General features: G+C 73.2%; 17 protein-coding genes. 6 read left to right on the forward strand and 11 right to left on the reverse strand.

Translation table 11 applies throughout. The features are described from left to right. Positions 1-161: 161 nt before the first annotated feature. The 5 genes from AMK22_RS27785 (at position 162) to AMK22_RS27805 (ending at position 6,544) form a co-directional block, all read left to right on the forward strand. Positions 162-839 (forward strand): CBS domain-containing protein, encoded by a 678-nt coding sequence (locus tag AMK22_RS27785; protein WP_073789555.1) that lies wholly within the window; start codon positions 162-164, stop codon positions 837-839. Positions 840-1,107: 268 nt separating this feature from the next. Then, entirely contained in the window at positions 1,108-1,983 is an 876-nt protein-coding gene (locus tag AMK22_RS27790) for a universal stress protein (protein ID WP_073789439.1), read from the forward strand. 121 nt (positions 1,984-2,104) lie between these two features. Beyond that, positions 2,105-2,371 carry an SHOCT domain-containing protein gene (locus AMK22_RS27795; RefSeq protein ID WP_199883329.1) on the forward strand — a complete coding sequence of 89 codons (267 nt, stop codon included), beginning with the start codon at positions 2,105-2,107 and terminating at the stop codon, positions 2,369-2,371. Between the two features lie 224 nt (positions 2,372-2,595). Beyond that, positions 2,596-4,974 (forward strand): serine/threonine-protein kinase, encoded by a 2,379-nt coding sequence (locus AMK22_RS27800; protein ID WP_073789441.1) that lies wholly within the window; start codon positions 2,596-2,598, stop codon positions 4,972-4,974. A gap of 22 nt (positions 4,975-4,996) precedes the next feature. After that, positions 4,997-6,544, forward strand: a complete 1,548-nt coding sequence (locus AMK22_RS27805) for a phytoene desaturase family protein (protein WP_073789443.1) — start codon at positions 4,997-4,999, stop codon at positions 6,542-6,544. Between the two features lie 72 nt (positions 6,545-6,616). On the opposite strand, the gene AMK22_RS27810 is transcribed toward AMK22_RS27805, so the two are convergent. From AMK22_RS27810 to AMK22_RS27860, 11 genes are read right to left on the reverse strand one after another with little or no spacing between them, the layout of a single operon-like run. Beyond that, the gene (locus AMK22_RS27810) at positions 6,617-7,609 is read right to left on the reverse strand and encodes an acetylxylan esterase (RefSeq protein ID WP_073789445.1); all 993 of its coding nucleotides are present in this window, start codon (positions 7,607-7,609) and stop codon (positions 6,617-6,619) included. Between the two features lie 4 nt (positions 7,610-7,613). Next, positions 7,614-10,034 carry a polysaccharide lyase 8 family protein gene (locus AMK22_RS27815; protein WP_073789447.1) on the reverse strand — a complete coding sequence of 807 codons (2,421 nt, stop codon included), beginning with the start codon at positions 10,032-10,034 and terminating at the stop codon, positions 7,614-7,616. Between the two features lie 10 nt (positions 10,035-10,044). Continuing rightward, complete coding sequence (locus AMK22_RS27820) at positions 10,045-11,196, reverse strand: SGNH/GDSL hydrolase family protein (RefSeq protein WP_073789449.1); 1,152 nt, start codon at positions 11,194-11,196, stop codon at positions 10,045-10,047. Continuing rightward, complete coding sequence (locus tag AMK22_RS27825; RefSeq protein ID WP_073789450.1) at positions 11,193-12,281, reverse strand: DUF1565 domain-containing protein; 1,089 nt, start codon at positions 12,279-12,281, stop codon at positions 11,193-11,195. Before AMK22_RS27825 ends, AMK22_RS27820 begins: the two co-directional genes overlap by 4 nt. Continuing rightward, positions 12,278-12,883: a hypothetical protein gene (locus AMK22_RS27830; RefSeq protein ID WP_073789452.1), complete on the reverse strand. Its 606-nt coding sequence runs from the start codon at positions 12,881-12,883 to the stop codon at positions 12,278-12,280. The genes AMK22_RS27825 and AMK22_RS27830 overlap by 4 nt, the downstream gene beginning before the upstream one ends. Before the next feature lie 3 nt (positions 12,884-12,886). Next, on the reverse strand, positions 12,887-14,869 hold the full coding sequence (locus AMK22_RS27835; protein WP_073789454.1) for a hypothetical protein: 1,983 nt from the start codon (positions 14,867-14,869) through the stop codon (positions 12,887-12,889). 2 nt (positions 14,870-14,871) lie between these two features. Next, complete coding sequence (locus AMK22_RS27840; RefSeq protein WP_242434159.1) at positions 14,872-16,653, reverse strand: heparinase II/III domain-containing protein; 1,782 nt, start codon at positions 16,651-16,653, stop codon at positions 14,872-14,874. Then, positions 16,650-17,414, reverse strand: coding sequence for an SDR family NAD(P)-dependent oxidoreductase (locus AMK22_RS27845; RefSeq protein ID WP_073789456.1), 765 nt, complete (start codon positions 17,412-17,414; stop codon positions 16,650-16,652). Before AMK22_RS27845 ends, AMK22_RS27840 begins: the two co-directional genes overlap by 4 nt. Positions 17,415-17,459: 45 nt before the next feature. Further along, the gene (locus AMK22_RS27850) at positions 17,460-18,383 is read right to left on the reverse strand and encodes a carbohydrate ABC transporter permease (protein WP_073789458.1); all 924 of its coding nucleotides are present in this window, start codon (positions 18,381-18,383) and stop codon (positions 17,460-17,462) included. Further along, positions 18,370-19,341 carry a carbohydrate ABC transporter permease gene (locus AMK22_RS27855; RefSeq protein WP_073789460.1) on the reverse strand — a complete coding sequence of 324 codons (972 nt, stop codon included), beginning with the start codon at positions 19,339-19,341 and terminating at the stop codon, positions 18,370-18,372. The genes AMK22_RS27850 and AMK22_RS27855 overlap by 14 nt, the downstream gene beginning before the upstream one ends. 12 nt (positions 19,342-19,353) lie before the next feature. Next, positions 19,354-20,622, reverse strand: coding sequence for an ABC transporter substrate-binding protein (locus tag AMK22_RS27860; protein WP_073789461.1), 1,269 nt, complete (start codon positions 20,620-20,622; stop codon positions 19,354-19,356). A gap of 238 nt (positions 20,623-20,860) precedes the next feature. Between AMK22_RS27860 and AMK22_RS27865 the strand changes: the two genes are divergently transcribed. Further along, a complete protein-coding gene (locus AMK22_RS27865; protein WP_242434160.1) occupies positions 20,861-22,048 on the forward strand; it encodes a LacI family DNA-binding transcriptional regulator in 1,188 nt (395 codons plus the stop codon). Positions 22,049-22,152 lie beyond the last annotated feature (104 nt).

Consider the following 22,152-nt stretch of genomic DNA (forward strand, 5'->3'; position numbering starts at 1 on the left):
GCCGGGCGGGCCGCCGCACCCGGGGTCCACCGGACCCGAGGTGTGGCCCGGTCGGCCCAACCCCGCGAGCCGGGATTCCTGATCCGCTCGACACATGACCACTTCCGGCCGTGGACGACCGCTTCCGGACTGCGGGCCGTCGCATCCCGAAGGGGGATGACATGGAGCACCGAACGGTCGCAGAGCTCATGACCCGGGACGTCGTCCGGGCGCGGCGTGACCTGCCGTTCAAGGAGATCGTCCAGTTGCTGGCGGACAACGACGTCACCGCGGTACCCGTGGTGGACGAACTGGGCCGGCCCATGGGTGTGGTGTCCGAGGCCGATCTGCTGCGCAAGTGCTCCGACCGGGCGGACCCGTCCGGCCTGACGCCGATCCCGCACGTCGAGGCGTGGGAGCGGGCCAAGGCGGAGGGAGCCCGGGCGGAGGAACTGATGTCGGCCCCCGCCGTGTGCGCGCGTCCGGAGTGGACCGTGGTCGAGGCGGCCCGGCTGATGGAGGTGCAGGACGTGAAGCGGCTCCCCGTCGTCGACGAGGCGGACAAGCTGCTGGGCATCATCAGCCGCAGGGACCTGCTCCGGGTCTTCCTGCGCCGCGACGAGGCCATCCGCGAGGAGATCGAGCGGGACGTGCTGCGGGCGACGATGGGACTCGACCCCGCCGCGGTGACCGCCGAGGTCAGGCAGGGGCAGGTGGTCCTCACCGGGAGCGTGGAGTTCGAGAGCCTGGTCCCCGTCATCGAGCGGCTGTGCCAGGGCGTCGACGGCGTCGTGTCCGTGACCGCGCACCTGACCCACCGGGCCGACGACGGGGCCCGCGGCACCCCCGGCAGGACGTGAGACCGCCTTCCCCTCGACGGCGGGCTTTCCGCCGGGGTCCTCGACGGGGCTCCGTGTGCGCCACCGGCGCATCTGCGGTACTCCTCGAAGGAGCGGACCCGCGTCGAACGGGCGGAACCCGCGCCGGCCCCCTCCCCGCGGGCGCTCCCTCCCGGGGCCGCCGCCGTCCGGGCTCGGCCCGTACCGAGGCACGGCGGCGACAGCGGTGCGGGGGGTGCGGCACGCACACCGTCGTACCCCGCTTCTCGCGAGACGGAGGCAAGTCGTCATGGAGCCAGTCGTCACCGTCGGCCTCGACGGATCACCGGAGAGCCTGGCCGCCGCCCGCTGGGCCGCGGACGAGGCCGAGCGGCGCAGGCTCACCCTGCGCCTGCTGCACGCGTGGCCCCTGCTGGTGCCGGAACCGACCCGCGTGCCGGCCGAGATGGACCAGAACTACTGGGCGCGCAGGATCGTGCACAACACCAGGGCGGAGCTCCAGGCCCACCACCCTGGCCTCTCCGTCGTCGGCAGCCTGGTCGCCGACGACGCCGAGAACGCGTTGCTGCGCGCGGCATCGGAGTCCGAGATGGTCGTGCTCGGCTCGCGGGGGCTGGCGCCCGTCGAGAGCTACTTCCTCGGCGACATCAGCCTGCCCGTCGTGTCCCGCGCCGAGCGGCCGGTGGTCCTGGTGCGGGCGGGCGCGGACGAGGACGTGCCGGGACCCCGGCGGGTCGTGATGAGCGGCGTGGTCGTGGCGGTCGGCCCGCACGGCCCCTGCGACGACCTGCTCGAATTCGCCTTCGCGTCCGCCGCCGCCCACGGGCTTCCCCTGCGGGCCGTGCACGGCCGGAGCCTGCCGGTGGACGCGTACGTGCCCTGGGGCGTGGACCACGACGTGACGGACGCGCTCGCTCGGGACGCGCGCAAGCTCCTCGGCCAGTCCCTGCACCCCTGGCGCGACAGGTTCCCGACGGTGGAGGTCGTCGAGAGCGCCGTGCTCGCCAGCCCCGCCAAAGCCGTGGTACGGGCCGCCGAGGGCGCCGATCTGCTGGTCGTCGGCAGGCGCAGGCACCATCGCCCGCTGGCGCCGCACCTGGGACCCGTGGCCCAGGCCGCGGTCCACCACGCGCGCTGCCCCGTCGCCGTCGTCCCCCACGACTGACACGAGGGGCGTACGGGCCGTCCGGCCCCTGGCAGGGACCGTGCCTCCCCACCCCGGCCGACGGCGCGCCGCGCCACACTGGGAACAGGGACGGGCGACCGTCCGACAGAAGGTGATGGGCATGATGTGGTACGACGGCGGCTGGGGCGGCGGATGGCTCCTCATGGCCGTGATCATGGTGGTGTTCTGGTCGTTGCTGATCGCCGGGATCGTCGCCCTCGCCCACTACCTCGGCGGCGGGCGCGGTCGAAGGACCGGCCCGCCCCCCGGCGAGGCCGGCTGGGGCGGCCGACGGGCCGAGGACCTGCTCGCCGAACGGTTCGCCCACGGGGAGATCGACGAGGACGAGTACCGACGCCGCCTCACCGTGCTGCGCGAACAGCGCTGAACCACCTGCCCCCGCTCCGCGGCCGACGCCGGACGACCCCGTCGCCCCGGGGCGCCCCCCGGCCGCGCCGATGGCCTCCGCCCGGCCGCGTGCCGACGGAAGCAGTCGGCACGCCCCGAACCGGACGGGCCCACCGGCCGCCCGGCCGCGTACGGACCGCCATACTGGACGGGCCGGGGAGGGCACGAGGGCAGTGGGCACAGCGACGGGGGCGACAGTACGACATGGCGGACACCAGGCTGGTCCAGAGCCGGTACCGACTGCTCGATCTGATCGGGCGCGGGGGCATGGGCGAGGTGTGGCGTGCCCGGGACGAGTCGTTGGGCCGTCAGGTGGCCGTCAAATGCCTCAAGCCCATGGGGCCCCAGCACGACCAGTCGTTCACCCGTGTCCTGCGCGAGCGCTTCCGCCGCGAGGCCCATGTGGCCGCCTCGCTCCAGCACCGCGGCGTCACGGTCGTCCATGACTTCGGCGAGGACGACGGCGTCCTCTTCCTGGTGATGGAGCTCCTCGACGGCCGCAACCTCAGCCAGCTCCTGGAGGCCAACGGACAGCGCCCGCTCCCGGTGTCCGACGTCGTCGACATCGCCGAGCAGGTCGCGGACGCCCTCGGCTACACCCACCGGCAGGGCATCGTGCACCGCGACCTCAAGCCCGCCAACATCATGCGCCTGGCCGACGGCACGGTGAAGATCTGCGACTTCGGCATCGCCAGACTGGGCCGCGACATCGGCTTCACCTCCCGCCTCACCGGCACCGGCATCGCCATGGGCACCCCGCACTACATGTCGCCGGAACAGATCGGCGGCGGCCAGGTCGACCACCGCAGCGACCTCTACTCACTGGGCTGCGTCCTGTACGAGATCGCCACCGGGGCGCCGCCGTTCGACCTCGACGACACCTGGGCCGTCCTCGTCGGCCACCGCGACACCGAACCCGAGCCCCTGCGCGCCCGCCGGGCCGAACTCCCCGGATTCTTCGACCGCGCCGTCCTGGACCTGCTCGCCAAGGAGCCGGAGGAGCGGCCCGCCGACGCGAGCGACCTGCGCCGACGGATCGCCGTGGGGCGCAGCGGCGAACAGCCCCGGCCCGGACCCGCCGGACACGTACCGTTCACGGCGCACCTCCCGTCCGTGCCGCTCGTACCCGTCGAGCGTGCCGGGCCAGAACTGCCGGTCTGGGCCCGTGGCATGCCCCCCGGACACAAGGCCCTGGGCGGCGTCGCGCGGACCGCCCCGCCCGACCACCGCGCGGGCCTCACCGACGACTGGACCACCGGCGGCCAGTGGCTGCCGGCGGCCGGGGAAGCGGCCATGGGCGCCGGTTCCGGCCCGTGGCCCCCCGCCGCGGAACGGATCACCGGCAGCGGCCCGTGGCACCTCGCCGCGCAACCGTCACCCGCCCGGACGGAGCGGCCCGCCCCGTCGCCGGAGCTCCTCTCCGTCCTCGCCGGCCGCCACGGCGCGGGCCTCGACCTGGGCCGGCTCGGCCACTGGGCGGAAGCCGAGGCGGCGCATCGCGCGGTCGCCGCCGAACGCGAGCGGGCCCTCGGCCCCGACCATCCGGAGACCCTGTCCAGCAGGTACGAGATCGGTTTCACCCTCGCGCGCACGGGCCGGTCCGAGGACGCGCTGCGGGAGTTCGGCCGGGTGGCCCGGGGCCGCGAACGCGTCCTGGGCCCCGACCACCCCGACACGCTCGCCGCCCGTCAGGAGATGGCATACGTGCTGGGCGGGCTCGGACGGCACGCCGAGGCCCACCGGCTGTACGTCACGGTCCTCGCCTCCCGGGAACGGGCCATGGGCCCCGACCATCCGGACACCCTGCGCTGTCGCCACAACCTCGCCTTCAACCTCGGCAGGCTCGGCCGCCCGGAGGAATCCTGCCGGATGGCCCGTGAGGTGGCGGCCGCCCGCGCCCGGGTGCTCGGTGCCGAACACCCCGACACCCTGGTCACGCTCTACGAAGTGGCCTACGCGCTCGGCCGGCTGGGACGGTGGACGGAAGCTCTGCGGACCTACCGGGACGTCGTCCGCGGCCGGACCCGCTCCCTGGGCCCCGACCACCCCGACACGCTCGCCGCCCGTTACGAGACCGGTATCGCGCTCGGCCGGCTGGGACACAGCGCGGAAGCCCTGGAGCTGTACGGCGCCCTCGTCGGCGACCGCACCCGGACGAGCGGGCCCACCCACCCCGAGACACTGCGCGCCCGCCACGGCCTCGGCGTCAACCTGGGGCGCCTCGCCCGCTGGGAGGAGGCGCTCGCCGAGGCCCGCGACGTCTGCGCCATCCGCGAACGCGTCCTGGGCCCCGACCACCCCGACACCCTGGTCAGCCGCCGCGAGGTCGCCGTCGGCCTCGGCTGGACGGGCCGCTGGACCGACGCGCTCATGCTCTACCACCAGGTCGCCGAGACCCGCGAGCGCGTCCTCGGCGCGGGCCACCCCGACACCCTCGCCGCGCGCAACGACGAGGCGCACTGCCTGGAGCAGGTCGGCCGGGCAACGGAGGCGGTCGAGCTGTACCGGCGTGTCGCGGAACTGCGCCACGGACCCCCCGCACCACCCGGCGACGGCGGCCCCACCGCCTCTGGCCCGGCGTGAGTGCCCCGTGCTACGAAGGACCATGCCCGCACCCGACCGCTATGACGCGGTGATCGTGGGCGGCGGCCACAACGGTCTTGTCTCCGCCGCCTACCTCGCCCGTGCCGGACAGTCCGTCCTGGTCCTGGAACGCCTCGCAGCCACCGGCGGAGCGGCCGTCTCCACCCGCCCCTTCGACGGGGTCGACGCCCGTCTGTCGCGCTACTCCTACCTGGTGTCCCTGCTGCCCCGGAAGATCGTCCGCGACCTCGGCCTGGACTTCGCCGTGCGCAGGCGGACCGTCTCCTCGTACACCCCGACCGTGCGCGGCGGCCGGGCCACCGGTCTGCTTGTCGGCGAGGACCGCGCCACCCGGGAGTCCTTCGCCGCGCTGACCGGCTCGGACCGTGCGTACGAGGCGTGGCGGCGTTTCTACGGCATGACGCGGCACGTCGCCGGACGGGTCTTCCCGACCCTCACCGAACCCCTGCCCACCCGCGACGCGTTGCGTGAACGGATCGGTGACGAGGACGCCTGGCGGGCACTCTTCGAGGAGCCCATCGGCGTCGCCGTCGAGCGGTACCTCGACGACGACCTCGTCCGCGGAGTCGCGTTGACCGACGCCCTGATCGGCACCTTCGCCGATGCGCACGACCCGTCGCTGCGTCAGAACCGCTGCTTCCTCTACCACGTCATCGGCGGCGGCACCGGCGACTGGGACGTGCCGGTCGGCGGCATGGGCGCCCTCACCGACGCCCTGGCCCGGGCGGCCCGCGCGGCCGGGGCCGAGATCCGCGTCCGGCACGAGGCGACCCGGATCGCGACCGACGGGACACACGCCGAGGTCACCGTCCGCTCACCGGAGGCGGAGCACGTCGTCGCGGCCCGCCGGGTGCTGGTGAACGCCTCCCCGCAGGCGCTCGCCGCACTGCTCGGCGAGGAACCGCCCGCCGCGGCCGAAGGCGCGCAGCTGAAGGTGAACATGCTCCTCACCCGGCTGCCCCGGCTGCGCGACCGCTGCGTCGACCCGCGGGAGGCGTTCGCCGGGACGTTCCACATCGCCGAGGGATACGGGCAGCTGGCCGACGCCTACCGGGAGGCGGCGGCCGGCCGGATCCCGGCCGCCCCGCCGTCCGAGATCTACTGCCACTCGCTGACCGACCCGTCGATCCTCGGCCCCGGTCTCGCCGCGAGCGGCCACCACACCCTCACCCTCTTCGGCCTGCACGCCCCCGCCCGGCTGTTCGCCGCCGACAACGCCGCGACGCGCGCCCGACTGCTGGCCGCCACGCTCGGCCGGCTCGACGCGCACCTGGAGGAGCCGATCGCGGAATGCCTGGCCGTCGACGTGAACGGCGAGCCGTGCATCGAGGCGAAGACACCGCTCGACCTGGAACGGGAGCTGGGACTGCCGGGCGGTCACATCTTCCACCGCGACCTCGCGTTCCCGTACGCCACCGGGTCCACCGGCCGCTGGGGTGTGGAGACGCGGCACGCCAACGTACTGCTGTGCGGGGCGGGCGCGGTGCGCGGCGGCGGGGTCAGCGGGGTGCCCGGCCACAACGCCGCCATGGCGGCGCTGGGCCGGTGACCCGCGTTCCTGTGCCGTGACCGGCGTTCACCGCCGCGCGCGTGCGTGCCGGGCGTCGCACGGCGGACGACGCTACTTTCGCAACACGCCCTGGCGGCCGAACACGCCCCGCAGCGCATCCCGTTTGCGCGGCAGGTCGTACTCGGCGCCGCCCTCGTGCCCGTTGTACGGGAACACCTCGATCTCGGCCGGGCCCGCGTAGCGGTGGTACGCGGCGAAGACCGTGGACGACGGGCAGATCCGGTCCATCAGCCCGACCGAGAACCAGGCCGGTGCGGTCGCCCGCGCCGCGAAGTTGACCCCGTCGAAGTAGGACAGGGTCTCCATCGCCTCGTCGATCCGGAAGCGGTGACCGGACAGCCAGCGTGCGATCTCCGCGTACGGTCCGGCGTCCGTGATCTGCGAGGCCCGGCGGTAGTGGCAGAGGAACGGCACATCGGCGACGGCCGCCGAGACGTCGTCCCGCAGCCCGGCGACGGCGAGGGCGAGCCCGCCGCCCTGGCTGCCCCCGAGCACCGCCACCCGGGAGGCGTCCACCGCCTCGTGGGCCTTCGCCGCGTCCACCGCCCGCACCGCGTCCGTGATCAGCCGCCGGTAGTAGTGGTGGTGGGGGTCCTCGATGCCCCGGGTCAGGAAGCCGGGGGAGGACGAACCGTGCCCGTCCGGCGCGATGTCCGGGGTGTCCGCGGTGTTCTTGCCGCCGCCGCCCTGCCCCCGGTTGTCCATCACCAGATGCGCGTGGCCCAGCGCGCTCCAGGCCAGCCAGGAGTACGGGACGCCCCGGCCGCCGTTGTAGCCGATGTACTGCACCACGGCGGGCAACGGCCCCGAGCGCGCCCTCGGCAGCATCAGCCACGCCTTCACCGGCTGGCCGCCCCAGCCCCGGAACGTCACATCGAACACGTCGACGGTCGCGAATCCGGCGTCGTACGGGACGAACTCCGCGTCCAGCGGGTGGCGGGCCGTCTCCGTGAGCGTCTTCTCCCAGAACACGTCGAAATCGGCCGGCTCCTCGGGCTCCGGCCGGTAGTCGCGCAGCCGGTCGAGAGGCATGTCGAACAGCAAGTCTCTAGCTCCACTTCAGGGTGAGGGTTCGGGTCGCGCCGTGCAGTCCGGCGGTGTCGGCGGTGATCCGGACGCCGGTGCTGGTGGGGGCGACGCGCACGCCCGGATCGGCGGACACCACGCCGAGGCCACGCCGTGCCAGGTCCAGCACGACCGAGGACCGCAGCTGGGTCGGGTCGGACAGCGACACCGTCACCGTCTTCCCCTCGGGGCGCACCAGGACCGACGCCGGGCCGTCCGAGGACAGCTCGCGCGCGGTCCCCGCGGCCCAGAAGTTCGCGGCGAGCAGCCCGTCCGCGCGGCGGCGCACCGCGTGGACGGCGGCGGAGCGGGCGACCGCCTCCACCGGGGGCGCGGCCGACCACCGCCGCGTGCGTTCGGCGGAGGCCGCCGGTGCCTGGAGCCAGAAGTAGCCCGCCCCGTCCGGAGCCGTTCCGTGGTCCTGCCACAGCGTCAGGTACGGGCGGGTGACCGGGGTGTCCGTGCCGTACTTGAGGTTGATCTCGCGCCAGGTCGCGGTGCGCTCCTCGCGCAGACCGCGCAGGGTGACGGGCTCGGGGAAGACATAGCCGCCGGTCCCGGCGACGTGCAGCCACCGCACCCGGTCCAGCCGGGCCGACCAGCCGGGGTCGGCGGGCGCGGCCGTGCCGTCGACCAGCAGGGCGGCCCGCGGGTCGCGGAGCTTGCGGTTCTCCACGACCGTCTCCACCGTGCCCGCGTCGGCACTGATGCCGGAACCGACGCACGCGACCACGTCGTCCAGGCAGAACCAGCTCTTGAACGCGCGCAGCGAACTCCCGTACGCGCGCAGCTCCATGCCGTACGCGCCGAGCGTGGTCCCCGGCAGCGCGGTGCCGCCCGCCCAGTGGGCCGGGCTGGTGGTGCGCTGGCCCGCCGCGTCGGCCTGGCGGCCCGCGACGACGGTCGTGCCCGGGAGCCGGGCCGGGTCGACGGTCGGCCAGTAGTCCTTGCTGTAGTGCCCCAGGTCGTCGGTGTACAGCAGGACCATGCCGTCGGAGAGGTGCCAGGCGTGCAGGTTCTCGTTCTGGATCGACTCGTAGTTGTAGATCCGGGACGAGTAGGCGGAGACGCCCAGCGCGAAGGACGGCCGGTGGTGGGCCGCCTTGTCCATCCGGGGGTGCTGCTTGTGCGCGACCAGCGGTCCCCGCGCCGGCACCGGGGAGGCGAGGACCTCCCGGGCCGCGACGAGCGAGGCGAGATCGGTGACGGCGAGGAAGTCCCGGTAGGTGTCCTCGGTGATCCACTGCTTGACCAGCGAGGTGAACCGGTCGCCCGTCTCGCCGGGGAAGCCCGGGATCAGCCGCAGCACCGCCTCGACGACCGTCTGCGCCGACACGTGGCCCTGTTTGCTGGGGCGGGCGATCTCGCGCCCGCACACCGACGCCATCACGTCGCCGCGGACCAGCAGTGGGTCGAACCCGTCGTCGACCCAGCGGCGGACGTTGTCGAGGTCCGGGTCGGTCACCCGCCACTGCGTTCCGGCCAGCAGGTGCAGCAGCCGGGACAGGTTGTTCAGCAACTCCTTGCCGTAGCCGCCGTTGTAGGGGTGCTTGTAGTGCTGGAGGAAGGAACCGTCGGAGTAGAAGCCCTCACCGGTGCCCTCCGCGCCCGTGCCGGTGTCGTTGAAGGCGAGGACGCTGTTGGCACCCGCGCCCTCGACGTCCGAGAGGGCGTCACGGACCCGCGCCAGGTCGTCGCCGTCGTCGCGGAGCACGGCGTTGACGGCGACGACGGTGCAGATCCACACCCGGTTGGCGCCCGTCGCGATCTGCCGGTCGGCCCGCCACAGATTGGGATCGGGCGTGTAGTGCCGCACGGCGGCGGTGATGCGGTCCAGCCGTTCGTCGCCGAGCGCGTCGTACAGCAGCACGGTCGCGTCGCCCAGGGCGAGCGCGCAGCCGATCTCCCAGTCCCAGTCGTTGTCGAACCGGGTGTGCGCGGGCCCGTACCGGTGCGTCAGCATCCAGTCGACACCGGCCAGCAGCAGATCGCGCAGCGCGGGGTCCGCGTGCTGCGGGGTGCCGGGAACGGCCCACGCGGTCGCGACCGTGGCGAGCCGTTTGAACGAGGTCGTGACGTGGTTGGAGAGCGCGGTGCTGGTCAGATCGGGGAACAACCCGTCGGTACGGGTGGGGTCGAGGCCCTTCGCGGCGGTGGTGGCGGCCCTGCCGATCCGGGCCACGGCGGCGGCGATCCGCGAGTCCGTGAGGTCGAGGCCGGGGCCGCCGGTGAGCAGGGTGTGCCAGCGGGTGCGCAGGCCGGCGGCGGTCTCGACGGCGCCGGTGGCCGCCGCGTGCGCGGCGGGGGCGACAGGGGCGAGCGGTACGGCGACGGCCGCGCCGAGGGCGGCGGCCCCGGCGAGGACGGTGCGCCGGGTGGTGCCCGGAGTGCTCGATGGGTTCATGGTGCGGCCCTCACAGAAGGTGTCGGTGGTCGACGGCCGCGGCCAGGGCGGCGTGACCGGCGGGGGCGGGGTGGAGTCCGTCGCCGCTGTCGTACGCGGGCAGCAGGCGCGACGGGTGTCCGGGGTCGCGCAGCGCGGCGTCGAAGTCGGCGACGGCGTCGAAGACATGGCCGGTGCGCACGGCCGCGTTGACCTGTCGGCGCACCGCGTCCAGTTCCGGTGTCCAGCGGGTCCAGCCCTCGAACGGGGTGATGGTCGCGCCGATCACCCGCAGCCCGGCGTTGCGGGCACGCACGACCAGCTGCCGGTATCCGGCCAGGAGGAGTGCCGGGTCGGTCTGGCTCGGCGGCTGCTGGAGGTCGTTGACGCCGAGGTGGACGAGGACGGTCCGCAGCCCCGGCAGCGACAGCACGTCGCGGTCGAAGCGGGCCTGCCCGCCCGGCCCGAACCGGGCGTCGTCCAGCAGCAGCCGGTTCCCGCTGATCCCGAGATTGGCGACGGCCGCACCGGGCAGCCGCGAGGCCAACTGGTCGGGCCAGCGCAGATCGGCGTCGTCCGGGGTGCCGACGCCCTCCGTGATGGAGTCGCCGAGCACCGCGACCACCGGACCGCGCGCCCCGGTCACCTCGACGCCCGTCAGCAGGAACACCGAGGTGGTGCGCTCGCCGTCGACGGAGTGCGAGGCATGGGTGTTGCGGTGGAAGGACAGAGGGCCGGTGGGGCCGGGAAGCCAGGTCTCCACCGACAGCCGCGCCCGCTCGGCGACCCGCAGTCCGGCGACCGGGTCGCTGGTCAGCGAGGCGCCCGCGGCGAGCCATGCCTGCCGCCGCCCGCCGAACGTCACCGGCAGGCCGTCCGCCGTCACCGGACCGACCAGGACCGGGGCCGTGCCGAAGGCGTGCCCGTAGCGCAGGCGCACCGTCCCGCCCGCGGACAGCCGTACGTGCGCGGTGAACGTGCCGTCGGTGAGCCCGGCGCTCGCCACCGTGTCGGTGGCGGTCGGCGCAGTCTGCGCGGTCGCCCATGACGTGGCCCAGCGCGGGCGGGCGGCACCGCCGCCCGCCGGGCCGGCCGCGCGGGCGCCCGGTGCCGTCGCGGCGACGGCGGCCAGACCGGCCGCGGCCGTCAGCACCCCGCGTCTGGCGGGTCCGCTCCCGGTCACTTGGGGCACGTCCCGGTCGGGTCGTACGCGCTGCCGTAGGTGCCGACCGCGTCGCCGCCGGTGTTGCCGCTCATCGTGTTGGAGCAGACCGGGCCCTGCGGGGTGCGCATGAACTTGATGCCGCCGCCCGCGTTGCCGGTGATGGTGTTGCCGTAGACGCTGGTGCCGGTGCCGTCGGTCGCGGTGTCGCCGCCGAGCCGGACGCCCGCGCCGACGTTGTCGTGGATGGTGTTGTAGCGGAAGATGTTGCCGCTGCCGCGCGCGTCGAGGCCGCCGGAGCTGGGATCCTTCTGGGCGCTGCAGTCGTTGTATTCGACGTAGTTGTTGGTCGAGTTCTCCTTGACGTCCACGCACTCGTTGCCCCGGGTGGCGATGGTGTTGTGGTGGATGCGGTTGTTCCTGCTGACATCGGGGGCGGCGTCCGGGGCGCCGTTGGCCCCCTGCTGTTCGGGGGCCGTGCCGAGGTAGATGCCCTCGCCGTTCTTGCCGCCGCCGCCGAACTTGAAGTCGGCCACCCCGCAGTCGGTGATCGTGTTCCCGGAGACGTCGGCGCCGGTCACCAGGTAGCGCAGCCGCAGGCACTCGTCGGCGGCGTTCTTCAGCGTCATCCCGGTGATGCGCAGCCCTCCCACACCGTTCCCGGGTGTTGTGCTCATGACATATATGAGTTTGAGGCGGTAGCCCGACACGTCGGTGGACGACCCGTGCAGCCCGTCCACGGTGAATCCGCCGAGCGTCGTCGAGTCGTGCCGGACCTGGATGATCCGGGCGTCGCCCGCCCCCTTCACCACGGCGTTCGAGGGGCCGGTGACGGTCACTCCGGAGCGCTTGGTCACGACGTCCTGCCGGTACGTGCCGGCGGAGAGGTGCACCACCGAGCCCGTCGGCGCGAGATCGACGGCCTTCTGGATCGTGGCGAGCGGGGCCCCGGCCGACGTACCGGTGTTGGAGTCGCTGCCGGTCGGCGAGACGTAGTACGCGGTGGCTACTTCGGCCGCTCCGGCGGCGACGGACGCGGGCGGGAGGGCGAGCGGCGCGCCGACGGCGAGGGCGGCGACGAGAGTGGTGCGCAGTACACGGCTCATGAGGTGTGCCTCCTGGGATCTGCGAACGACAGGGCGAGCAGTACGGGAACGCTGGGGCCGAGGAGCAGGGGCCCCAGCGGTACGACGAGGGAGAGCAGCGCGGCGGAGACCACCGCGCCGAGCAGCGCGGTGCCGCGGGCCGCCGACCCGAATCCGAGGGCCAGCGCACCGCGCGACCAGGCACGGACCGTGCCGCCCGGCGACCGGCCGGCCTCGGCCGCCAGCGCCACGTGGTGGACGGTCAGCGCGGCGGCGATGCCCACCTGCGCGGCGAGCAGCACGAACGTCCAGGGCTCCGGACGTCCGAGGAGATGAAGGACGTTGGCGGCCAGCAGGAGTGCCGCCGCGGTGGATGCGACGCAGTGGGGCCAGAGCGCCCGCCAGTACCGGGGAAAGGCGGCGAGCACGTTGACGAAGCAGCGGCTGTCGCCCTCCGCCCGCCACCGCTGCAGCGCGTTCCCCAGCGCGGCGAGCGCGGGCAGCCAGGTTACGACGCCCAGCGAGAGCAGGGTGAAGGCGGCCCCGGCGGCGGCCGGGTAGGCCACGAACTCCAGCCCTCGCAGCAGCGACGCCGACCGGCCGGACGAGAGGGACGCCCGCATGACTCAGCCCACCTTTCCCGTGTACGGCTCCGGCACGTCCAGCAGCACCCGGCCCGCGAGCTCCAGCCGGGTGGCCGCCACCACGTACGCGGGCGCCCCGTCGGCGAGCAGCACCGCCGCCGCGTCGGCCACGACGGTGTCGGTCCGGATGCGGCGGGCGGCGGGGGACAGGAGCACGGTCTCCCCGCCGCAGGCCACCCCCTCGCCCCGCGCGCACGCGACACGTTCGACGGCGGCCGGTGCCGCGCCCGGGACGATCGCGGTGAGGAAGAGACCGTGCGACGAGCGGGCCGTCGTGGCGCGCGACGTGTGAAGAGTGCGCGTGAGGCGCAACTCCGGGGTGCTGGATGTCGGATTGGCCTCCACCTCTGTGACCTCGGACGTGAACGAGCTCTCGGGGGAGGCGAACTGACGTACCGTCGCCCGCGCCGCACCGGACCGGACGAGCCTGCCGCCGTCCGGCAGCGGCTCGGTCGGCCGGTCGGTCTGGAGCAGGAACGTCCACTCCCGCTCCGAGTCCGCCTCGGCCAGGTCCAGCAGCACCAACCGCCCCGACGGCGTGAACACCAGCGTCCGGTCCAGCCGCCGCACCCCCAGCGCCGGGTCGTACATCGCGGCGATCTCCGCCGTGGCGTGCGCCCACCCGTGGTCCTCGTCGACGAGCACGTCGCGCTGCCGGGCCTGCCGCTCGTGCGGGATGTCCCGGTACACGTGGTAGCGGTCCTCGTCCGCGTACCCCTGCCCGTCGACCAGCAGCAGGTTGTGGTGCGCGGCCCGCTTGCGGTTGCTGTAGCCCTCGTCGACCGCGAGGAACTCCCCCTGCGAGATCAGCACGAACGAGCCCGAATCGGGGTGGTGGTGCCCCTGGTTCAGGGTCTCCCAGCCGCGCTTCGCCCGGTGCCCGGCCGAGGTCTCCCACGCCTTGTGGCCACCACCGGGACTCGCCTTGAACGAGACGAGCGTGGCTTCCTCGTCCCAGCCGGTACGGGCCGCGAGCAGACCGAGGTCCGGGAAGAACGCCCGCGTCGCGGTGGGGCGGGCACCGGGCACGGACGGGTCGTACCAGAGGTGTTCCAGGTACGCCTCCGGCAGGATGCCCGGCCGCACCCCGCTCTCGGCGGCCTCCTGCCACAGCAGTTCGCCCGAGACGAGATCACCCAGCCACTGCGCCTCGGGGATGCCGTACTGGGCCGCGAGACGGTAGTAGAGGGCGGCGCTGTGGCCGCTGCGGCGGTCGTGGCAGTCCCCGTGGTCGACGTTGAACGCGAAGCCCGGGGCCGCCTGGTGCAGCCGGTAGCCGAAGGTGCGGGAGAGGAAACCGCCCCGCCCCCACCAGTCGATGCCCTCCGCCTCCTGGAGGAGGTCCAGATGGATGGCGAGGAACGGCACCCCGTAACGCCAGTAGACCACCCCTTCGGCGTGCGAACCGTCGTCCGGCAGCAGATCGAGGACCGTACCCAGATTGGCCTTGGCGCGTTCGGTCCACTCCTCCTTTCCCAGCACGTAACCGGCCGTCGCCAGGCCCGCGTAACAGATCCAGTTGTGGTTCTGCCAGTACGACGACGACCACCAGCCGCCCTCGCTCGCCACCGCGTACTCGTACAGGCGCCGCCCCTGGAGCAGCAGCTTGTACCGCAGCAGCGCCCGCAGCCCGTCCGGCAGGTCGTCACCGATCCACCGGTACGTGAGCGAGAGATGGTGCAGCAGCCAGCCCGCGTCCAGGTCGTGGTCCGGCATGTGGGCCCGGCCCCAGTGCGGGAACCGCACCGCGGCCTCGATCCAGCGCGCGCTCTCCGCCAGATGGGCCGGATCGCCGCCGACCCGGAAGGCCAGCGCCGGATTGGAGGCCGCCGGGCCCAGCCAGGTGATGCTGGCCGGCGGGTGGTCGCGCGGCGGAGTCAGCCCGCGGTGGCGGGCGGCCTCCTCGTACAGCCGTGCCTCGCGCGCGGGACGCGGGCCGGGCGGCGGGGTCGCCGAGAGCAGCAAGGTCAGTCCTCCGTCCGGAACCGTTCGGTGGTGCCGTCCGCCAGCACGACCGTCAGCAGCCCGTCGCCGTCGAGCCGTACGCCGGTCACGGCCGGACCCGCCGAGGCCGCCTGGTACACCGAGGCGAACGTGATCCGGTCCGCGACGGCCGTGAAGTCGACCCGGGTGCGCACGCGTTGCGGATCGTCGGCCGTCCCCGGCCCCGGCCGGGCGACCGGGCGCACCGGCCGGCCCGGGGTGTGGGTGTGCCAGCCGTGCAGGGTCTCGTCCCCGTACCAGGTGGTGCGCACCGGGCCGGTGCCCTGGACCTGGACGTCCAGCGCCACCCCCGGACGCAGCTGCGCGGACAGGCGCCGCTCGTCCTCGGCGGCCACGGTCAGCAGGTCGACCAGGAAGCCGCCGCCCAGCGCGAGCTTCCGCATGGCGCGCACGCCGTCGTACGCCGCCGTCACCTCGGCGGCGACCGACACACCGTCCGCGCGCAGCAGCCTCCCCGCGCACTCGGCCTGTTCGCCGTCGTCCGCGCGGAACGCGGGATGCGCCGCCGTCGACGCGTACAGGTCGCGGAACTCGGCGTGGGCGTAGGGGACCTGGCCGGGGTCCGGCTGCCACGGGGTGGTGTCCCCGTACAGGTACAGCGAGAGCTTGTCGCGGTGTCCGTGCGAGCCGCCGTGCGGGCCGAAGTCCAGCAGGGCGTGGATGCCCGCGTGGCGCAGCACCGCGTATCCGGCCGCGGGGAACACCGTGACCGGCTCCGGCGCCGCGCGCTCCGGCAGCGGGGGACCGGCGAACCAGCCGTCCAGCTCGCGGTCGAGGCCGTCGTCGTGCGCGCCGAGCTCCTCGCGGGCCCGGCCGGCCACCGCGTCCAGCGCGGGGGAGGGGAACAACTGCCCGGCCAGTGCGGCCAGTTCGAGCCATTCCAGGGCGAGCGGGGCGCGCAGGTACGGGCCGTCGTGCAGGGCGGGCAGGACGCCGCCCGGCGTGGCGATCGCCGCCAGCACGTCCGTCATCCCCGCCAGCACCTCCAGCACGTCCTTCGGAACGGCCGCGGGATCGGTGCCGCGCAGCGCCAGCAGCGCGGCCCGCAGCACGAACCCGTGGTAGTAGGTGCTGCCCTCCCACTCCCAGCCGTCGTCGGCGACCGCCGCCCGCAGATGCGCGTACAGCCCGTCCCCGCTCTCCAGCCACCGCTCGGCGCCGCCCCACTCCCGGCCCCGGACCGCGTCGGCGGCCCGGCTCGCCGCCGCGCCCGCCGCGTTCAGCCACGCGGTGTAGTTGGAGGCGAGATGCCCCTGACCGGTCAGCACGCCCCGGGCGTCGAGCGCCGACCGTTCCAGGTCGTCCAGGAGCGGCAGCACACCGTGCAGGCCGTCGACGGACGCCTCGGCGAGCGTGGTCACGGTGTGCCCGACGGTGACCGCCCAGATGGCGTCGGTCAGCGCCTGGTGGAAGAGCCGGCCGCGCAGCATCCAGGTCTGTGCCTCGCCGTGCTGTTCCGTGGCGAGTTCCGCGTACAGCGCGGCGTACTCGACGAGCCCGGCCAGGGCCCGGCCGTGCTCGCCGCGGTGGGCGAGCACCCGCAGGTGCCGCGCCCACGCCTGGTGCGACAGCACCACCCAGGCGCCGCGCACCGCCTCGTCGTCCACCCGGCAGCCGTACGCGCACCGCGCACCACCCTCGGGGAAGACCCCGGAGAGCACGTCGCCGTGATCCAGCTCCACGCCGTGCGCCGGGCAGACGTACGCGTGCCACCAGCCGCCCCGCTCCCGGGGGATCCGCTTCACCGCGGCCACACCCCGCCGTCGATGTCCACCGTGGTCGCGGTGAGGAAGCCGGACGACGGCGACGCCAGATGCACCACGGCGGCGGCCACGTCCTCGGGGGTGCCGGCCCGTCCGACCGGGATGCCCGCCTCCATCGCCTGCTGGGCCTCGGGAGCGGTGAACGTGTCGTGGAAGGCGGTGCCCTTGATGAAACCGGGGGCCACGGCATTGACGGTGACGCCGGTCCCGGCGAGTTCCTTGGCCAGGCCCTTGGTGAAGCCCCGGACACCGGCCTTGGCCGCGGCGTACGCGACCGAACCGGGGCCGCCGCCGTTGTGCGCCGCCAGCGAGGACATGGTGATGACGCGTCCTGCCGCGGACTTCGTCAGATGCGGCAGGGCGGCCCGCACGGTGCGGAACGTCGACGTCAGGTTGGTGGACAGGACCCGCTCGAAGTGGTCGTCGGACATCTCGGCGATCGTGGCCCGGCCGATCAGATGGCCCGCGTTGCAGACCAGGACGTCCAGGCCGCCGAGGAATCCGGCCGCCTCCCCCACGAGCCGGTCCACGTCCTCGGTGACCGTGACATCGGCCGGCAGCGCCTTCGCCCTGCGGCCCAGCGCCTCGATCGCCGAAACCGTCGCCGCGGCCTGCTCGGCGGAGGAGTGGTAGTGCACGACGACATCGGCGCCGGCCTCGGCGAGCGCGACGGCGATGGCGCGGCCGATGCCGTGCCCGGCACCGGTCACCAGTGCGCGGGAGCCATGGAGATCAGCAGACATGGAGTGAAAACCTTTCGATATCCGGTCGCATCCGACCGGTACCGGTCACTTGAGACCGGCAGTTGCGAAGCCCTGCACGAAATAGCGCTGGCCGATGAGGAAGAGGACGACCATGGGAAGGGTGGCCAGCGTGGTGCCGGCCATCAGGAAGTGCCACTGGGGGCCGTTCTCCGTCTTGAAGACCGAGAGCCCCACCTGGATCACCCGAAGGCTGTCCGTGCGGGTCACCAGCAGCGGCCAGAGGAAGTTGTTCCACGACGACTCGAAGGTCAGCAGCGCCACGGTGGTGAGGGCGGGCTTGACCTGCGGCGTCATGATCCTCGCGTAGATCCGGAACTCGCCCAGGCCGTCGAGCCTGGCCGCCTCCTCCAGCTCCACCGGAAGGTCCAGGTAGAACTGGCGGAAGAGGAAGACCGCGAACGGGGTGACGGCGCCGGGGACGATGAGCGCCCACCAGGAGTCCAGCCAGCCGCTGCCGCCCTGGCCGAGGATGTCGTTCCCGCCGGCCAGCGGCATGAAGCGGACGATCAGGAACTCGGGGAGCACCTTGGTGTACGTCGGGATCATCAGCGCGGCGATGAAGAGGTAGAAGATGACCTCGCTGCCCCGGAACCTGATCCGCGCCAGCGCGTACCCGGCCATCGACGCCACCACCACGTTGAGGACGGTGTGGCTGATCGCGATGACGAAGCTGTTGCGCGCGTACGTCGCGAACGGCGCCGCCTTCAGCGCGTCGAGGTAGTTCCCGAACTTCCAGTGCTCCGGCAGCAGTCCGGCGTCCTGCGAGGCGATCTCCACCGGTGTCTTGAGCGAGGTGAGCGCCATCCAGACGAACGGCACCACCATCAGCAGCGAGACGGCGGTGAGCGTCACGTACAGCGCGATCCGGCCGACCGTCGGCGGCCTGCGGGCCGCCCGGGTCCGTCCCTTCCCCGCGATCCCCGGCTCCAGCAGGTCAGTTGTGGCCACGGGTGCCTCCCATGATCCGCCGGTTGACCAGGGTGAAGCCCATCAGCAGCAGGAACAGCACCAGCGACTGCGCGCAGGCATACCCGACGCGGAACTCCCGGAAGGCGGACTTGTAGATCTCGTACGTCATCATCGTGGTGCTGTTGGCGGGACCGCCGTCGGTGAGGATGTAGATCTGGTCGAAGGACTGGAACGCGCTGATCATCGACGTGATGAGCACGAAGAACGTCGCGGGCTTCAGTAGCGGCAGCGTGATCGAGAAGAACTGCCGCACCTTCGAGGCGCCGTCCACCGAGGCCGCCTCGTACAGCTCCTTCGGCAGCGACTGCAGCGCGGCCAGGTAGATCAGCATCTTCATGCCGATGCCCTGCCAGATGCCGACCAGGATGACCGAGGGCATCGCCCACGAGGTCGACGACAGCCACGCCGGGCCGTCGATCCCGAGGAACGAGAGGAGCGTGTTGAGCAGCCCGTTGCCCGGGTTGTAGATCCACAGCCAGACCAGCGCGATCGCGACGGTCGCTGTCACCTGCGGAAGGAAGACCGCGGTGCGGAAGAAGCCGCGTGCCCTCAGGCCGGTGTGCAGCGCGAGGGCCAGGAGCAGCCCCAGAGCCATGCCGAAGGGCACGGTGAAGAACGTGTAGACGACCGTGTTGACGACGGACTTGCGGAACACCGCGTCGCCCAGCAGCTCGCGGAAGTTGTCCAGACCGGCGAACCGCGGCGCGGTCAGCACGTCGTACTCCGTGAAGGCCAGGACCACCGACGCGACGACGGGCAGGCCGATCCAGAGCGAGGCGTGCAGCAGCGCGGGCGCCACCAGCAGCAGGCCGGCGCGCCTCCTGCGCCGCCCCGGGCCCATGGGCCGCCGGCCGCCCACGGCCCGCTTCGGGGCGGTGCGGCCGACCGGGGCGGCGGGGCGCGCGGGCCGCGTCCTGAGTACGGATGTCGTTCCCACGGTGACGGGCCCTCACATCCGGCCGATGGCGGCCTCGGCGAGCCGGCCGAGTTCCGCGACGGCGTCCTTCGCGGACTGGCTGCCCACGATCGCGGGCTCCAGCGTGGGCTTGATCTTCTCGCGGATCTCCATCCAGGCGGGGGTGCCGCCCTCGGAACAGGCATCGCCCATGCTCCGTAGCGAGAGGTCGACGAACTCGTTCTCCTTCACGTAGCCGGAGTCGTCGAGGTCCTTGAGCCCGGGCACCGAACCCCGCTGACGGGCCGCGCCCAGGATGGACTCGGGTGTCGCGAGGTGCTCGACGAGCGCACGGGCCGCCGCCGGGTGCTTCGAGCTCGCGGACTGGGTGACCAGTGTGCCGCCCTGGAGCATCGCCGGCCTGCGGTTGGCGAGGACGAACGCGCCGAGCCGGTCGTCCTCGATCAGGTCCGGCGACTGGTCCTTGACCTGCTTCCACAGGCCGCTGGTCGTCATCATCATCGACGCCCCGCCGGTCTGCACGTTGGTCGGGGCACCGAGCTCCGTCTTCCTGGCGTAGTCGGCGGAACCGTCCTGGACCAGGTCCTTGAAGAACTGCAGAGCCTCGACTCCTCGGGCGTCGGTGAACAGCACCTTCCGGCCGTCCTCGCTGAACAGTTGCCCCCCGTTGGCGAACAGGAAGGTCTCCCAGCACTGGCGCAGCTCGATGGAGAACGGATCGAACCCGATCCGTCCGCCCTTCGTGAGCTGCTTGGCCACGGCGCGCAGCTCCGCCCAGTTCGCCGGGATCTTCCTGATGCCCGCCGCGGCGAAGTGGTCCTTGCGGTAGACGACGATGCGGGTGTCCAGCACCACCGGGAGCGCGTACAGCCTGCCGTCGTACCGGGAGGGCTCCAGGACCCGCTTCTCGTAGTCGTGCGCGGTGGCGAGCTTCTCGGGCAGTTCGGCGATCGCCTTCTTCGCCGCGAACGGCGGGATCCAGCCGACGCCCATCATCAGGACGTCGGGCAGCAGACCGCCCGCCAGACCGGTGGTGATCTTCTCGTTGAGCTGCTGGTACGTGGTGTAGTCCACGTTCACCTTGACGTCCGGGTACTTCTTCCGGAAGCTGCCGAGGATCTCCTTCTCCAGCAGCTTCTTGCCGTCGGCACCCTCGAAGATCGGGGTGAGCAGCCTGATCTCGCCCTCGGCGGGGCCGTCGGCGGAGCCGGCCGTCGAAGTGCCGGTGCCGCACGCGCCGAGGGCGGCGGCAGCGGTGCCGGCGCCGATGGCGGCGAGAACCGACCGTCTTGTGAGTTCCATGGGACACCCCTTTTGAGGTGGAGACTGTGGATCGATCCAGCGATGGCAACAGGGATGACAACCCGGCTATGGCCGAGAAGCGCTGGTAAATCGATGCAGTGATGCTAGGAACGCGCCAAGAGGGACGTCAACAGCTGATGCGCATGAATTTTTCTGGGGTGTTGACCGGTGTACCGGTGAACGAAGTCAAGTAAATCGATACACTGCTATGGCAGACGTGTTCCGAACCGGAGGTGGCATGAGCGGGGTAACGATTCATCAGGTCGCGGAGGCCGCAGGGGTCTCCGCGAGCACGGTGTCCAACGTCCTCAACGGGCGCACGGACCGCATGCAGGCGGCCACCCTGGCCCGGGTGGAGCAGGCGATCGAGCGGCTCGGCTACCGGCCCAACCGCGCGGCCCGGATGCTGCGCACGGGACGCATCAAGGTCATCGGTCTCATTGTCCCGTCCGTCGCCAACCCGTTCTGGGGGGCGCTCGCCCGTGAGCTGGAGGCGATCGCGCTCGCCGAGGGCTACCACGTCCTGCTCTGCAACAGCGAGCGCGACCCGGCCCGGGAGCTGAAGTACGGGGAGGAACTGCTCGCGGACGGGGTCAGCGGCGTGGTGCTGTGCTCCTCGCTGCCCTCGCTCGACCACATGACGCCGCTGCTCGGCCGGGGGCTGAGGATGGTCGCGTTCGACCGCACGGCCCAGGCGGGCGACCCGCCGTCGCTGGCATCCATCAGTGTCGACAACGCGATGGGCGCGGAGATCGCCACCCGCCACCTGCTGGAACTCGGCCATCGGCGGCTGGCGTTCGTGTCCGGTTCGGTCCACAGCGTCAACCGCACCGCGCGGCTGCTCGGCTTTCGCGCCGCTCTGGAGTCGGCCGGCCTCGACCCGGCGGACGCGATCGTCTGGCCCGGCGCCGACACCACCGAGTTCGGCGACAAGGACGCGGCCGAGCTCGGGCGCAACGCGGCCCGTGAGCTCCTCGGCGGCCCGCGCCCGCCCACCGCGTTCGTCGCCATCAACGACATGTGCGCGATCGGCATCTGCCGGGGCGCCAAGGACGCCGGGCTGAGCGCGGGGCGGGACGTCTCCGTGGTCGGCTTCGACGACATCCTCCTCGCCGACCTCTTCGAGCCGCCGCTCACGACCGTCCGTCAGCCCCTTCCGGAGATGGCCGCGGAGACGTTCCAGCAACTGCGGGCGCGGATCGACTCGGCCCCGGCGGCGGGGCGGTCACTGCTGATCCGGCCGAGGCTGGTGGTACGGGAGTCGACGGCCCCGGTCCCGGCATCGGCCACCGGGTCCGACGCCCCGCCGCGGCCGACCGCCGTGCCGGGCCCCGCCGCCGTTCCGGAACCGGCCGGTGGCGGGCGGGCGGTGGCGGGCGGCTCGTCGCGGGGCGCCGTCGCGGCCGGCTCCCGGAGCCCGTCGTGAGGCCGTGCGCGCCGGACCCGGGGTGAGGCGGGCCGCGCGAGGGGTGGAGGGCCGCGCGGAACGCTGTGGCGCGGCCGTGGGCACGGGGGTGCGGCGTGCGTGCC

Source organism: Streptomyces sp. CB01580 (assembly GCF_001905795.1).
Taxonomy (GTDB): domain Bacteria; phylum Actinomycetota; class Actinomycetes; order Streptomycetales; family Streptomycetaceae; genus Streptomyces.